At 50.2% G+C, this 14451-nt stretch carries 16 protein-coding genes; 11 read left to right on the top strand and 5 right to left on the bottom strand.

Annotated features, from left to right (window positions below):
* The first annotated feature begins 116 nt into the window (after positions 1-116).
* The 8 genes from H8K26_RS13930 to H8K26_RS13895 all read left to right on the top strand — a co-directional run bounded on the left by H8K26_RS13930 (position 117) and on the right by H8K26_RS13895 (position 7632).
* The gene (locus H8K26_RS13930) at positions 117-491 is read left to right on the top strand and encodes a hypothetical protein (RefSeq protein ID WP_190480348.1); all 375 of its coding nucleotides are present in this window, start codon (positions 117-119) and stop codon (positions 489-491) included.
* 110 nt (positions 492-601) lie between these two features.
* Complete coding sequence (locus H8K26_RS13925) at positions 602-2596, top strand: TonB-dependent receptor (protein ID WP_190480346.1); 1995 nt, start codon at positions 602-604, stop codon at positions 2594-2596.
* 259 nt (positions 2597-2855) lie between these two features.
* Positions 2856-4283, top strand: coding sequence for an STAS domain-containing protein (locus tag H8K26_RS13920; protein ID WP_190480344.1), 1428 nt, complete (start codon positions 2856-2858; stop codon positions 4281-4283).
* Positions 4284-4534: 251 nt separating this feature from the next.
* Positions 4535-5071: an ATP-dependent protease subunit HslV gene (gene hslV / locus H8K26_RS13915; protein WP_186884391.1), complete on the top strand. Its 537-nt coding sequence runs from the start codon at positions 4535-4537 to the stop codon at positions 5069-5071.
* 69 nt (positions 5072-5140) lie between these two features.
* Positions 5141-6481 carry an ATP-dependent protease ATPase subunit HslU gene (gene hslU / locus H8K26_RS13910; RefSeq protein WP_186884390.1) on the top strand — a complete coding sequence of 447 codons (1341 nt, stop codon included), beginning with the start codon at positions 5141-5143 and terminating at the stop codon, positions 6479-6481.
* Between the two features lie 32 nt (positions 6482-6513).
* The gene (locus H8K26_RS13905) at positions 6514-6705 is read left to right on the top strand and encodes a hypothetical protein (protein WP_190480341.1); all 192 of its coding nucleotides are present in this window, start codon (positions 6514-6516) and stop codon (positions 6703-6705) included.
* Between the two features lie 75 nt (positions 6706-6780).
* A complete protein-coding gene (locus H8K26_RS13900) occupies positions 6781-7296 on the top strand; it encodes a GAF domain-containing protein (protein ID WP_190480339.1) in 516 nt (171 codons plus the stop codon).
* A 123-nt stretch (positions 7297-7419) separates the two neighbouring features.
* The gene (locus tag H8K26_RS13895) at positions 7420-7632 is read left to right on the top strand and encodes a hypothetical protein (protein ID WP_186884387.1); all 213 of its coding nucleotides are present in this window, start codon (positions 7420-7422) and stop codon (positions 7630-7632) included.
* A 1-nt stretch (position 7633) separates the two neighbouring features.
* Here H8K26_RS13895 and H8K26_RS13890 read toward each other — a convergent pair whose 3' ends face one another.
* From H8K26_RS13890 to H8K26_RS13870, 5 genes are all read right to left on the bottom strand, one after another.
* Complete coding sequence (locus H8K26_RS13890) at positions 7634-8632, bottom strand: NAD(P)H-dependent glycerol-3-phosphate dehydrogenase (protein WP_186884600.1); 999 nt, start codon at positions 8630-8632, stop codon at positions 7634-7636.
* Positions 8633-8906: 274 nt separating this feature from the next.
* Positions 8907-9356, bottom strand: a complete 450-nt coding sequence (locus H8K26_RS13885) for an SH3 domain-containing protein (protein WP_186884386.1) — start codon at positions 9354-9356, stop codon at positions 8907-8909.
* A 63-nt stretch (positions 9357-9419) separates the two neighbouring features.
* Positions 9420-9893 (bottom strand): protein-export chaperone SecB, encoded by a 474-nt coding sequence (gene secB / locus H8K26_RS13880; RefSeq protein WP_186884385.1) that lies wholly within the window; start codon positions 9891-9893, stop codon positions 9420-9422.
* A 180-nt stretch (positions 9894-10073) separates the two neighbouring features.
* Complete coding sequence (gene grxC / locus H8K26_RS13875; protein ID WP_186897658.1) at positions 10074-10334, bottom strand: glutaredoxin 3; 261 nt, start codon at positions 10332-10334, stop codon at positions 10074-10076.
* A 24-nt stretch (positions 10335-10358) separates the two neighbouring features.
* Positions 10359-10760: a rhodanese-like domain-containing protein gene (locus H8K26_RS13870; protein WP_186884383.1), complete on the bottom strand. Its 402-nt coding sequence runs from the start codon at positions 10758-10760 to the stop codon at positions 10359-10361.
* A 101-nt stretch (positions 10761-10861) separates the two neighbouring features.
* Between H8K26_RS13870 and gpmA the strand changes: the two genes are divergently transcribed.
* The 3 genes from gpmA to H8K26_RS13855 are packed head-to-tail and all read left to right on the top strand — an operon-like array spanning position 10862 to position 14448.
* Positions 10862-11608 (top strand): 2,3-diphosphoglycerate-dependent phosphoglycerate mutase, encoded by a 747-nt coding sequence (gpmA, locus tag H8K26_RS13865; RefSeq protein WP_186884382.1) that lies wholly within the window; start codon positions 10862-10864, stop codon positions 11606-11608.
* 6 nt (positions 11609-11614) lie between these two features.
* Positions 11615-12952, top strand: coding sequence for a murein hydrolase activator EnvC family protein (locus H8K26_RS13860; protein WP_190480337.1), 1338 nt, complete (start codon positions 11615-11617; stop codon positions 12950-12952).
* A 14-nt stretch (positions 12953-12966) separates the two neighbouring features.
* Positions 12967-14448, top strand: a complete 1482-nt coding sequence (locus tag H8K26_RS13855; protein WP_186884380.1) for a S41 family peptidase — start codon at positions 12967-12969, stop codon at positions 14446-14448.
* Positions 14449-14451 lie beyond the last annotated feature (3 nt).

The raw sequence follows: 14451 nt of genomic DNA, 5'->3' as shown, positions 1-14451 counted from the left end.
ATTCAGCTATCCAAGCCGCGTCTTGCGCCAGCCAATCAAGGAAAGAATGTTGGCTTTTTGCAACACAACTTACAACGCAATGCCTATAGCAATATCCGGTCAAGTTTTCGATACAAATGAGCTCATCTTATCCATTCAGACACAGACGCAGCAGCCACTGGCTGTTGTGTCTGCTGCTGCCCGCTTTATTGCTGGCGCAATGGGTCAGTCTTTCTCATAAACTCGCGCACGCGGGCTGGCCCGGTGGCAAAGCGCAAGTCACCGCGCTCAGCAACAGTTACACGTTCTGGCAAGTCACTTCGGATTCCGACGAAAGAGCACTGCACTCCTGCGCGTTATTTGACGCGACCGTTGCTGCGGATTATCTCGATGCCAGAGTGCAGACACTTTCGGCCATCGATACAACAGACTTCATTAACACCTTTGCCGCCAATATCGTCTGGCTGGCCAGTATACAGCTCTCGTTCTCTTCACGCGCCCCGCCTTTCTGAAGCATTGAAAATCTCAGCCGGAATTCAATTTCATCTGGCACTCAGTTCGTTTTTTCAGATCGCTCTTCTGAGCGGTCTGCTTTGTTCATTTTCATGTTTCAGGAAAAATCATGCAATTTCACCGCACTATTGCCGCAGCCGCAGTCCTCTCCGCCCTTGCTCATTGCAACGCCAACGCACAAGCGATCAATACTGTCACGGTCACTTCCAACCCACTGGGAAATGGCGAAGACATGCAAGTACTGACGCCGGCAAAAATACTTTCCGGCCCTGAGCTTCGCGCAAAAATTGGCACCTCACTCGGAGAAACGCTGGGCAACGAGCTCGGTGTATCCGCCTCAGGATTTGGTGCAGGCGCATCGCGACCTATCATCCGCGGTCTGGAAGGCCCACGGGTAAAAATTCTGCAAAACGGCATGGGTGTTGCCGACGTCTCCAGCCTGTCAAACGATCACGCAGTCGCCAGTGAAAGCTCAACCGCACAACAAATCGAAATTTTGCGCGGCCCAGCAGCTTTACTCTACGGCAGCGGTGCCATCGGTGGTCTGATCAACGTGATAGACGATCGCATTCCCACCGTATTAAATAAAAAAATTACTGGCGAAGCGGAGCTCAGATACGGCACGGTGAATCAGGAAAAAAGTGGCTCATTCTCCGTGGATGGTTCCAGCGGCAACATAGGATTACATGTAGACGGCAACAGCCGCGAAACCGGAAATTATGATATCCCGGGTAAAGCAAACCTGTCAGATCCGGCATCAGCAGATGGCAAACTACCTTCCAGTTTCACCCGTTCAAACAGTCTTGCTGCCGGTGCATCCCTGATTCAATCGTGGGGTTATCTGGGCGCAGCCGTACAAACTCTGAACGACCATTACGGCATACCAACTGCAGAAAAATCCTTTATCGATCTGCGGCAGAACAGGCTTGATCTGGAAGGCCAGCTCAACTCGCCACTAAAAGGTTTTGATAGTCTGAAATTTAAACTCAGCGGCACTGATTATCAGCACACAGAAAAAGCTGAAGACGGTACCCCGGTCACAAACTTTAAAAACAAAATGCTGGAAAGCCGCATCGTCCTGTCGCACGCAAACTGGTCCGGCTGGCAAGGCAGTTGGGGACTGCAGACGGAACAGACCAAATTCTCAGCATTGTCGGCTTCAAGTGGCCGCGCTGATACCGTTCCTTCGACCAAATCAACCTCGGTTGCGGTATTCGCGCTGGAACAACGTCAGTTTGGTGATGTTCTTGGCAGCGCAGGTGTACGCCTTGAAAATGTCAGCCGTGAACCAGACGAAATCAGTGCACTCGCTCACAGAAACTTCAATCTGTATTCCGCGTCTGCCGGTGGTTTATGGCAATTTACTCCGGGCTACAGTGCCGGTCTGAGTTTGTCACTCGCGCAACGCGCTCCGGCAACAGAAGAATTGTATTCAGCAGGTCCGCACGAATCGACCGCGACGTTCGATATCGGCAATATCAACATGAAAAAAGAGATTTCGCATAATCTCGAATTCACCCTGCAAAAATCCACTGGATTGCTGCGCTGGAAGTTGAATGCCTTTATTAATCAAGTCGACAACTATATCTATGGTCATACGGATGGCACCAAAGTAGATGGAGAAGGTATCGCTCAGGCGGACGCTGAATTCACTTTGCGCAACTGGTCACAGGCGACTGCGAAGATTCGCGGTGGCGAAGCGGAAATCAGTTATAACCACTTGGGAGAAGGATTTTCTGCGCGCGCCTTTGCTGATATCTCGCGCGGTACACTGACTGATCTCGGAAACTTACCTTTGCAACCGGCCACACGTGTTGGTTTCGATTTGGGATTCAAACAAGGGGCTTGGCGCACCTCGCTGAATATCCTGCATGCACAGCGTCAGGACAGACTGGCCAGTTTTGAAAATTACGTCACACCTTCGTATACCAAAATAGACGCCAATCTGAGTTACTCTCATCCGTATCAAGGGCAACAAATTACCTGGTTCCTGATGGCCAGAAATTTACTGAATCAGGATATACGCCTGTCCACCTCGATATTGAGAGAAAGCGTACCGCAGCCGGGCAGAAGCTTTATCGCCGGAGTCAGAACCAGTTTTTAATTTCTGGCTTGTTACGAAATGTAAAATTAAATTTACAAAGATGGCGTAGTTAAATGCGAAATGGAGGCTAAATGCCTCCATTTTTGTGTATATGAGCTTAATATGCTAACTTCTCTAAGATATTTTTAAAAAACTGATTTTTGTAAAAAATAAAACATTGTTAAGTCAGAAAAGCGCAGCTTACTATTTACGCTCAATTAAGAATATACTTAGCAAGTACAAATTTCACTCGTTTAAGACGTATTTTTTTAGGAATAGTGTGGGGATTTTTTCTCTTTTCGGTAAAAAAGGTGGCAAAAAAGAAGATCGCTCCACCGAGAAATCTTCTTCAAGAAAAGCTCGCTCTAAATCTGGTAACACTGTTATTACAGGTTTCCATGACAGCGAGGTTTTCAGCAATTCTGTCATTACCCAGCGCCACGTCGCTCGTGCTACTGAACGAAAAATTGATGCCATAGAATTTGAAATGTCGCGTGACATCGTCAAGACGCGCCCGCCGGTCATCACCAAAACCGATATTTCAAAAAAACTCGGCAACAGTAAATTTGATCTTACCGAACACACACAACCTCTGACAAATCGCGGCCCTGTAGCAGATTTTCAAACAACGCTGCCGATGCCGATGCCGTCAGATTATCTGCTCGGCCACAATACAGAAATTCCGGGGTCAGCACTCGCCTATAGTGAATCCGTACCGGTTCTCGAAGAAGCAGCTATTTTGTTTGCAAGCGGACAAAATGAAGTGGCAGAGCAAATGCTGGATGCCGCCGTACATCACCAACATCTTGGACTGGCGACCGAAATAGGCTGGCAGATGCTGTTTGATTTATACCGGATCACGAATAATCAGCATAAATTTGAAAGCCTCTCGCTCGATTACGCCAACAAATTTGAAACCTCGCCTCCGCTGTGGCCTGAAAATACACCGCAGCCAGAAGCCGACACGCATCCTAAGGATGCGTCCCGACCAAGCATACTTTTCCCGGTAAAACTTGACGCTACCATTGTCAAAATACTGGAAAAAATTAATATTGCGAGCGCAAAAAGTCCTAGCCTGCGTCTGGATTTCTCGAAAATTAAAGAAGTTGATCCTGTCGGCTGCGGCTTATTGTTACGGACACTCAAAAATCTGAAAAAGAGCGGGCATGATCTGATGCTGGTCGGCGCACAAAGCCTGACAGATAAAATTCGCGCTATTTTGCAGGTCGGGCGGCGTGATGAGACAGAAGCCCCATGGCTGCTGTTATTAGAAATTCTGCAATTGCTGCACTTTGAAAAAGCATTCGAAGAAGCCAGCATGGATTACTGCATTACGTTTGAAGTGTCTCCGCCATCGTTCGAAGCACCTCAGAATAATGTTACAGATGCCTTCCCAGAGCTCAATCATGAAGAGGAAGAAGCGCCTTCTGATCGTTTCTTCATGCCTGCAATGGTGGATGGCAGCGTCGACACGCTGGTGAAAAAAATTGCTGAACAAGCTGCACAGCACCAGCCTTTGATCATCGATTGCTCGAAACTTGACCGCGTGGAATTCAGTGCCTCCGCTGAGTTATTAAACGGCCTTGCACCCATCGTCGGCAAACCCGGCGTGACTATCCGGTTTGAAGAAGTGAATTATCTGGTCATGATGTTATTTAACGCGATGGGTTTAAAAAATATCGCCAGCATCTCACTGCGTAAGCACTAGACTTCTTGTAATTCTGCCGACACACCCCATTTTCTTTCTGGTTCCGATGCGCCATCGCGTGTGTGTTGTCGCTTTTTATTCTTGCGCCTATCTGTCATCCGTCTGACAAAGACGATTTTCAAATAAGTATAGCGGTAGCAAGCACTCACGTAACAAGATCCGCTCAGTACGCAGTCTCGTTCTGCTTCAATCTCTGCCGGCGCGAGCCTGCGAAGCTTCGCGACATAGTTTCAACCATTTATGAGGTCCTTATGGAACAATTTCACGGCACCACCATCCTGACGGTACGGCGCGGCAATGTTGTCGCCCTCGGCGGCGATGGTCAGGTCACCCTTGGCAATATCGTTATGAAAGGTACAGCACGCAAGGTGCGTAAGCTGTATCACAATAAAGTACTGGCGGGTTTCGCTGGCGGTACCGCAGATGCATTCACATTAATCGAACGCTTTGAATCCAAACTGGAAAAACATCAGGGGCATCTGATGCGCGCATCGGTAGAGCTCGCCAAAGACTGGCGTACCGACCGTATGTTACGCCGCCTGGAAGCAATGCTGTTGGTGGCAGACAAAGACACGACCCTGGTCATCACCGGCAATGGTGATGTGCTTGAACCGAATCAGGGCATAGGAGCGATCGGCTCCGGCGGCACGTTTGCACAATCAGCCGCGATTGCCCTGTTTGAAAATACCGATTTGTCACCAGTCGAGATCGTCAAGAAGTCGCTGACGATTGCTGGGGAACTATGTATTTATACCAATTTGTCGCACACCATAGAAACCCTGGAATAATTTTGATTCACCATGCCTGATGAGCGCCTGCGGCGCCGGCATGGATTTAAGAAGCAGATAGGAAACAGCATGAATATGACTCCGCAAGAGATCGTCTCTGAACTCGATAAACACGTGGTTGGTCAGGCCAAAGCAAAGCGGGCAGTCGCAATTGCCCTGCGCAATCGCTGGCGTCGCCAGCAGGTCGAAGAACCGTTGCGCCATGAAATCACGCCAAAAAACATTTTGATGATAGGCCCGACAGGCGTCGGTAAAACAGAAATCGCCCGTCGTCTCGCGAAACTGGCGGATGCCCCTTTCATTAAAATTGAAGCGACTAAATTTACCGAAGTCGGTTACGTCGGGCGCGACGTCGATACCATCATCCGCGATCTGGTCGATATCGGCATCAAGCAAACGCGCGAAGCAGCGACCCGCAAAGTCCGGCTGCGCGCGGAAGATGCGGCAGAAGACCGCATTCTCGATATTTTATTGCCACCGGCACGCGATTTCGGCATTCATCCTGAAGGCAGTGAAGCTGCGCCAGCCGCTGACAATGCGACGCGCCAGACCTTCCGCAAACGCCTGCGTGAAGGCGCGCTGGACGACAAAGAAATTGAACTGGAAGTGGCTGAAGCCGTAACCCACATGGAAATCATGGCGCCGCCGGGCATGGAAGAAATGACCGAGCAGATTAAAACCATGTTCTCGGGCATGGGCAATGGCCGCAAAAAAACCCGCAAACTGAAAATCAAAGAAGCATTCAAATTGCTGATTGAAGAAGAAGCGGCAAAGCTGGTCAACGAAGAAGAATTGAAACAAGACGCGATCAGAAACGTAGAGCAGAACGGTATCGTTTTTCTGGATGAAATCGATAAAATTGCATCGCGCTCAGAAACTGGCGGTGCCGAAGTTTCGCGCGCCGGTGTCCAGCGTGATTTGCTGCCGCTGGTTGAGGGCACGACAGTCAATACCAAATATGGCATGATCAAAACCGATCATATTCTGTTCATTGCATCCGGCGCTTTCCATCTCGCCAAACCGTCGGATCTGATCCCGGAATTACAAGGCCGTTTCCCTATCCGCGTCGAACTTGAATCCTTATCGATTGCCGATTTTGAACGCATATTGACCAGCACCGACGCTTGCCTGACACGTCAGTATCAGGCTCTACTGGCAACCGAAGATGTTGCGGTGGACTTCACTCCGGAAGGCGTGGAAAAACTCGCCAGCATCGCTTATTCCGTCAATGAAACGACCGAAAATATCGGTGCGCGCCGGCTGTACACCGTGATGGAAAAACTGCTGGAGGAAATCTCTTACGCAGCACACGAAAACGCCGGAAAAGTAGTGACGATAGACGCGGCCTATGTTGAAGAGCGACTCGGCGCATTGTCGGTTAATGAAGACTTGTCGCGCTACGTGCTGTAAGCGGCGTACCTGATCATTCTGCGAGGTTCAACATGGCAAACAAAGCACTGGCAACACGGCAGCGTATGCAATTCCGTGTTGAGCCTTCGCAGGTGGGTCGCCACTTAGCACAACATCATGCGACAAAGCTGGCATCCGGCACAAAGCCAAAAGTGCATCCGGCACCGGCCACCGCAAACACGAAAAAAAAAGCGAATCCCAGGCTAAAGGTGAAGGCTGAATAAAGCCTGAACATTTTTTATCGCGCGTGCCTTACTCAACTTAAGTCAGCGCGACATTTTATTTCAAGAGAAAACACCATGTTTGAAACTTCGGCCGCGAGTGAAAAACCAGATTATGCCTTGCTGGTAAAACAGATCCGCAGCATTTTAGAAGGCGAACGCAATCTGAGCACCAACGCGTCGCAATTTTCTGCCTTTATTTATCACAGCCTGACGGGGCTGAACTGGGCCGGGTTTTATCTGTGTACACCGGCAAAAAACCCCACGACAGAATTTCCACATGATTTACTGGTCGGGCCATTTCAGGGCAAAGTCGCCTGCGCGCGCATTCCGTTTAAACGTGGCGTCTGCGGTACTGCAGCAGCGGAAAAACGCACAGTGCTGGTTGCCGATGTACACGCGTTTCCCGGACATATCGCATGTGATTCTGCATCGAATTCTGAAATCGTGATTCCGGTGATCGTGAATGGACAGGTCGCCGGTGTGTTTGATATCGACAGCCCGCATCTGAACCGCTTTTCAGCAGAAGATCAGCAAGGACTGGAAGCACTGCTGGCTGAATTCATCAACGCCACCGATTTTCCCACGCTCTGATCGTCGCTCAGAACGGCAATGACACAGGGCAAATTGATGATCTATGCACATTTGACAACACGATAGTGGCAAAGCTGCATGGCTGGCTTTATACTCGGCTCATACTACCAGCCGGAGCCCGTCATGCCAGGAAGCCGCCGCCGTAAAGCTTTACGCAAATATTGTCAGCCATTGCGGCGCAAAGATGTGATTTCACGCTTACTGGTGGATATCGGGCTGCACTATCTGGACATACTGGGATTCGCAAAAACCCGAGAGCTGATGCAGCGCCACGCAATTGCCGAACCGGTGATCACGCGGGTGCTGGAATACCCGGCACAACGCCGCCGTTATTGATTCAGCTGACTTCCTGCTTAGAATCGCGAGCCAACAAACGCATACTCATTTCTCTGGCAGAAACGCCATCAAATAAGACTCCCGCCACCGCATTCGTAATCGGCATATCGACGCCCAGTCGGGCTGCCAGACTGCGCACCGCCTGCGCGCAACGTACGCCTTCGGCAACATGACCCAGCTCTTCGATAATCACCGCGAGCGACTTTCCTTGTGCCAGCGCCAGGCCGACTTTGCGGTTACGCGACAAATCACCTGTGCAGGTCAGAATTAAATCGCCAACGCCAGTCAGGCCCATCAGGGTTTCCGCTTTACCGCCGAGCGCAACACCAAGCCGGCTGATCTCTGCCAGACCGCGCGTCATCAAAGCTGCGCGCGCATTCAGGCCAAGACCCAGTCCGTCAGCCACACCGGTAGCAATCGCCAGAATATTTTTGACTGCCCCGCCGACTTCAACACCGACCAGATCATCGCTGGAATACACCCGCATCGCATTGACGTGCAGGGCTTGCACAACACGTTGGCAGAGTGCCGGAGAAGTCGAAGCAATCGTCAGCGCGCAAGGTAATCCCTGCGCGACTTCCTGCGCAAACGACGGGCCGGACAAAGCACCGATGGCCACATCATCGCCCAGTATTTCGCGGGCAATCTGATGCGGCAGTAACTGCGTCGCCTCTTCGAAACCTTTGCACAGCCAGATCACATTTTGCGGCGCATACGGCAGGCAAGCCTCTAAAGTCGGGCGCAGACCGGATACCGAAGTCGCAATCACCAGCAGGCTGTCATTCCCCGCAACATGCGCCATCGCAGCGGAAAAATCCGCAGTGATTTCGAGATTGTCTGGCAGCGGAAACCCCGGCAGATAAACGACATTCTCACACTGCGCCTGTATTTCCTGCATCGCGGCCTGATTCCGGCCCCACATCAATACTTTGTTTTTTGCTGTCAGGGCAATCGCCACTGCTGTGCCCCAGGCACCTGCGCCTAATACGCTGATATTCATGCTCTTACCTACGATGGAATTCATCAGAAACGGCTCAAATATACTCCCACCAGTATATTTTGAAGCCCTTTATCTATGCCGACAATCGGTGGGTTTTTAATAAAAACAGGGGGAGTATGCGAATTTCGCCCTGAAATACCGGCTGTCTTCAGTAATCGGTTCCGCCAGCTTTACGCCAGCAAATACAATCCGTCATTGCGTATCACATACAAAAAAAGGACAGCACGCTGTCCTCTTTTGAATTACTGCCGTCAAACCAGCGATCAGGGCGGAATTATAAACCCCAGACCTCGTTCACTTTCACGTAACCAAGTTGCCCGTCGCGATGCCGGACTTTGACCCAACCGGCCGAAGCAGGCTCGGCCATTTCCAGCAAGACGTTTTTCTCAGCGCTGAATACCAGTGCGGCACTGTCATCAGCACTGGCGCGGATTTTCGCATTGGCAACCCGCACAATCAGATTGCGGCGGGTAATCAGATCCTTGGATTCGACCCAACTCAGGTCGCCCGCCATATCCCTGACTTTGCTCCACGCACCCGAGGTAAAAATCACTTCCACCGGCATGCCGCGTGGCGCCACATAGACTTTGCCACCTTTGACCGAAGGCGCGTCGTACATAATCACAGGCGTCGCACCAACCGAACGGAACTCCATCGCCTGCACCGGCGCTGTCACCAGCGTCGCCAACAGACTCAGGGTAGAAATGGAAATCAAGCCGCGCATGAACTTCTTTCTTCACCCGCGCGGATCGTCAATCAGATGGCGATCCGGCGGGTATCAGGAAAATTACTGGATAGTCGCAGGTGCTTCAGCTGCGTTAGCCTGATCTGCTGCGATTTGCAAACGTTGCGCATAGAAGGCTTCAAAGTTGATTTCCGACAGATGAATCGGTGGGAAACCAGCGCGGGTGATCGCATCCGCTACGTTAGAACGCAGGTATGGATAGATGATGTTCGGGCAACCGATACCCAGCAATGGATCGAGCTGATCTTCAGGGATATTGCGCGCTTCGAAAATACCGGCTTGTTTGCCTTCAACCAGGAACGCTACTTTGTCGCCGATTTTAGCTGTCACAGTCACTGTCACTGTCGATTCAAAAATGCCATCCGCCAGTTTTTCATTGCCGACATCAACAGAAACTTCGATGCCAGGGGCTTCTTGTTCCAGGAAAATCGCTGGAGAATTTGGCTGTTCAAGCGACAAATCTTTCAGATATACGCGTTGGATTTGGAATACGGGCTGCAGATTTTCGTCAGACATGTGAGACTTTCTAAAATTCTAAAAGATTAATAATGAACAGCGAGATGGGCAGATAGGGCCGATTCTGGCCATTTCAAGATCGCGCCGCCTTATTGTAGCAAGGAGACTGCAAAAATCACAACTTCGCAGACACTTCAACAGCAAGCCCGTAGAAAATCCGGTCAAAGCCGGATTTTTTGCTCAAGGATTCAGCAAAGCATCGAGCTTACCGGCACGATCAAGGGCCGATAAATCGTCAAAACCACCAACATGGGTGTCGCCGATGTAAATCTGCGGCACCGTGCGGCGCCCGGTTTTCTGCATCATCGCATCGCGTTCGGCAGGATCAAGATCAATGCGCACTTTGTCGATTTCATCGACGCCCTTGGATTTCAACAAGCGTTCAGCCATCGTGCAATACGGACAAACGCCCGTGCTATACATACGAACTTGCGGTTTCATACACTTCTCCAGCTACTTTACAGCTTACTTAACAATCGGCATACCCTGGGTTTTCCAGGCTTCGGTGCCACCATCGAGACTGAATACCTGCGCAAATCCGGCTTTATTCAACACAGAAACGGCATTCGAAGAACGCACGCCCGTCGCGCAGACAGTGATCACCACTGCATTTTTGGACTTTTCGATTTCTTTCAAGCGATTATTGATTTCTGCCAGCGGGATATTTTTTGCATTCGGCAGATGGCCCGTCGCAAATTCGTCTGCGCTACGCACATCCAGCACCAGCGTTTTGCCCTGATTGATGTATTGTGTCGCCTGTAATTGCGACACTTTGGCACCACGGCGTTGCAACAAAGGCAGCAATAAAGCACCACCAGAAATCAACGCAATACCGATCAGAAAAATATTATCAAGAATGAATTTCACAGGTTTCCAGTAGTAAAAATGGTTATCAGAAGCCCGTCATTATAAAATAGATGCAGCGAACATATTTAAATGCATACTAACCACGACTTAAACTGACCACTATGTACAAAATCGTATTAATGCGACACGGTGAATCCACCTGGAATCTTGACAACCGTTTCACCGGCTGGACCGACGTTGACCTGACCCCGAAAGGCGTCGCCGAGGCGACACAAGCGGGGAAATTACTCAAAGAAGCCGGGCTGACATTTGACCTGGCCTACACTTCCGTCCTCAAACGTGCAATCCGCACGCTGTGGGGCACGCTCGATGAAATGGATCTGATGTGGCTGCCAGTCGTGCACGACTGGCGTCTGAATGAGCGCCACTATGGCGCGCTGCAAGGCCTGAACAAAGCAGAAACTGCCGCCAAGTACGGTGATGACCAAGTATTGGTATGGCGCCGCAGCTATGACACACCGCCAAATCCGCTGGCAGAAGACGATGACCGCACGTCGTTTAATGATCCGCGTTATGCCGGTCTGGATCGCAAACAAATCCCATTGACAGAATGTTTGAAAGACACAGTGGCACGCGTCGTACCGGCATGGGAAGACAGCATTGCACCTGCGATCCGCTCTGGCAAACGTATCCTGATCTCAGCACACGGCAACAGCCTGCGCGCCCTGATCAAAATGCTCGATGGCATCAGCGACGACGATATCGTCAATCTGAATATTCCTAATGGTCAGCCTTTGGTGTATGAACTGGATGCTGATCTGAAACCAATCAGACATTATTACCTCGGTGACCAGTCGGCGATTGAAGCCGCACTGAAAGCCGTTGCCAGCCAGGGTAAATCCAAGTAATCCTAGATGCAAAAACACACACGCTTTTTGCTTTCCAGTCTGCTGTGCCTGTCGATCACAGGTACAGCAGCATCAGGCTTTGCCGCCAGTAACTCGCGCGCCCTGCAAAAAAATAAAGCAGAAGCTGAACGTGCAGAGTTGCAGCAAAAACTGAAAGCATTAAAAACAGACATCAATAAGACCGAGAGCGCCAAAGATCAGGCCAGCGATGCACTCGCCGAGTCTGAAAAAGCCATCTCGGAAGCGAACCGGTCTTTACGCGATTTGCAGAACGAACAAGCGCAGACCGAAGAAAAACTCCGGCAACTGACCGAGCAACAACAAGCCTTAAGCGCACAGATAGAAAAGCAAAAAAAACAACTGTCGACGTTCCTGCGCCGGCAGTACATGCATGGCGACAGCGATCGTATCAAGCTGCTGCTGTCCGGTGACAATCCGAACCGGATTAACCGCGATCTGCAATACATGGGCTATGTCTCGCAAACGCAGGCAAAAATGATAGAAAGCCTGCGCAGCAGTCTGAAAGCGGCAGAAAAAAATACCCAGGATGCGCAAGAGGCCAAAGCCGAACTCGATGAAATCGCCGAAGAAGAAAAAGACCACAAGATCGCGTTAGAAAAAGAAAAGAAAAAACATGCGACGCTGGTCGGACAGTTATCAAACAAACTCTACGCACAAAAAAAACAGGCAGATAATCTGCAAAAAGATGAACAAAGACTGAGTAATCTTGTCTCACGTCTGAATCAACTGATAGAAGAGCAGTTGAAAGCCGATAAACTGCGCGCGGAACAGGAAGAGAAACAGCGCCAGGAAAGAATTGCGGCGCAAAAAGAAAGAGCGAAGCAAGCGGCGCTGGACAAGAAAGCCGGTAAGAAGCCGAATCCGAATGCGATTGATGCAGACGAGCCGCCACCGAAACAGGTGAAGTCAGAAGCACCACCAGCGGGTGAATTTGATCGACTGAAAGGGCAATTAAGATTACCAGTCAAAGGCGAAATTCTGGCGAAGTTTGGCAGCAAGCGCGGCGATGGACCAAGCTGGAAAGGTTTATTCATCAAAGCCGGTGAAGGCAGTGAAATTAAAGCCATCGCAGCGGGCAAAGTCATTTTTGCAGATTGGTATAAAGGTTACGGAAATATGATTATTGTTGGTCATGGCGACCAATACATGAGCATCTATGGCAATAATCAGGCAGTATTGAAACATGTCGGCGACAGCGTCAAAGCGGGCGACATTATTGCCAGTGCCGGTAACAGCGGCGGCAATGAAGAATCAGGTTTATACTTTGAAATCCGTCATCAGGGACGGGCATTTGATCCACTTAACTGGATCGTCGTTAAATAGGCATTAGGTGAATCATGGGCAGTAAATTTAAGAATTTCGGTTTAATCGGCCTGGGCATGGTCGCTGGCGTGGCGGTTTCCATGCAGTTTTCTGCTCTTGCGCAAAAAAATGCCGGCAGCCCCCTGCCAGTGGAAGAATTGCGCCAGTTGGCTGATGTCTTCGGTCTGATCAAGTCAGATTATGTCGAACCTGTCGATGATAATAAACTGCTGACAGAAGCAATCTCTGGCATGGTGGCATCGCTGGACCCGCACTCCGCCTATCTGGATAAGAAATCCTTTAAAGAATTAAAGGAAGGCACACAAGGTAAATTCGTCGGCCTCGGCATTGAAGTCGGGATGGAAGACGGCTATGTCAAAATCGTTTCACCGATTGAAGATTCCCCTGCCTACCGTGCTGGCTTAAAACCCGGCGATCTGATCACACGCCTCGATTCGCTGCCAGTCAAAGGCATGACGCTCGATGAAGCCGTCAAAAAAATGCGTGGTGAACCGAATACCAAAATCACGCTGACGATCGCCCGCAAAACGGAAGACAAACCAATTATCGTCACCATCACACGTGAACTGATCAAACAGCAAAGTGTGAAGGCCAAGATCGTTGAACCTGGTTATGCATGGCTGCGCATCTCGCAATTCCAGGAGCCAACCGTTGAAGATATGGCCAAGAAAATCCAGATTTTGTATGCGCAAGACCCTGCAATCAAAGGTCTGGTGCTGGATTTACGCAATGATCCGGGCGGCGTACTGCCAGGCGCCGTCGGTGTTTCCGCTGCGTTTTTGCCTAAGGACGTGCCGGTGGTCTCCACCAATGGACAGTTGGCAGACTCGAAAGCAACCTTCTACGCCAAACGTGAATATTATGCAGGCCGCGCGATGGGTGACCCGCTGGCCAAATTACCGGAAGCCATTAAAAATGTGCCTATGGTTGTGCTGATCAATACCGGTTCTGCTTCTGCATCTGAAATCGTTGCCGGTGCTTTGCAGGATTACAAACGCGCAACGGTGATCGGTACTCAGAGTTTCGGTAAAGGTTCTGTGCAGACCATACGCCAGATTTCTGCTGATACAGCAGTCAAACTGACGACTGCGCGCTACTACACACCGAATGGCCGCTCGATACAGGCAAAAGGCATCGTGCCGGATCTGAATGTAGAAGAAACAGCCGAAGGTGATGGTTTCAACAGTTTCCGCGCACGTGAAGCAGATTTGCAAAAGCATCTGACGAACGACAAAGAAAAAGAAGTTGTCCGCCCGAAAGTGGACGAGCTGGAGGAAGAGCAACGCCTGCTGGCATTGGCCAAGAAAAGCAAACCACTGGAATACGGCAGCAAAGAAGATTTCCAGTTAGCACAGGCCCTGAATCATCTGAAAGGCTTGCCGGTCAAAGTGACTGAGCCAAAAGAAGTGAAAGAAACAAAAGACGCAGCAAAAGACGGTGCGGAAAAATCAGAGAAAACCGACAAAGACGGCAAATCTGATCACAAGAAAAAATAATCA

Source organism: Cognatundibacterium aquatile, from assembly GCF_014699135.1.
GTDB lineage: Bacteria > Pseudomonadota > Gammaproteobacteria > Burkholderiales > Burkholderiaceae_D > Undibacterium > Undibacterium aquatile.
This window is presented reverse-complemented; position numbering and strand designations above follow the sequence as displayed.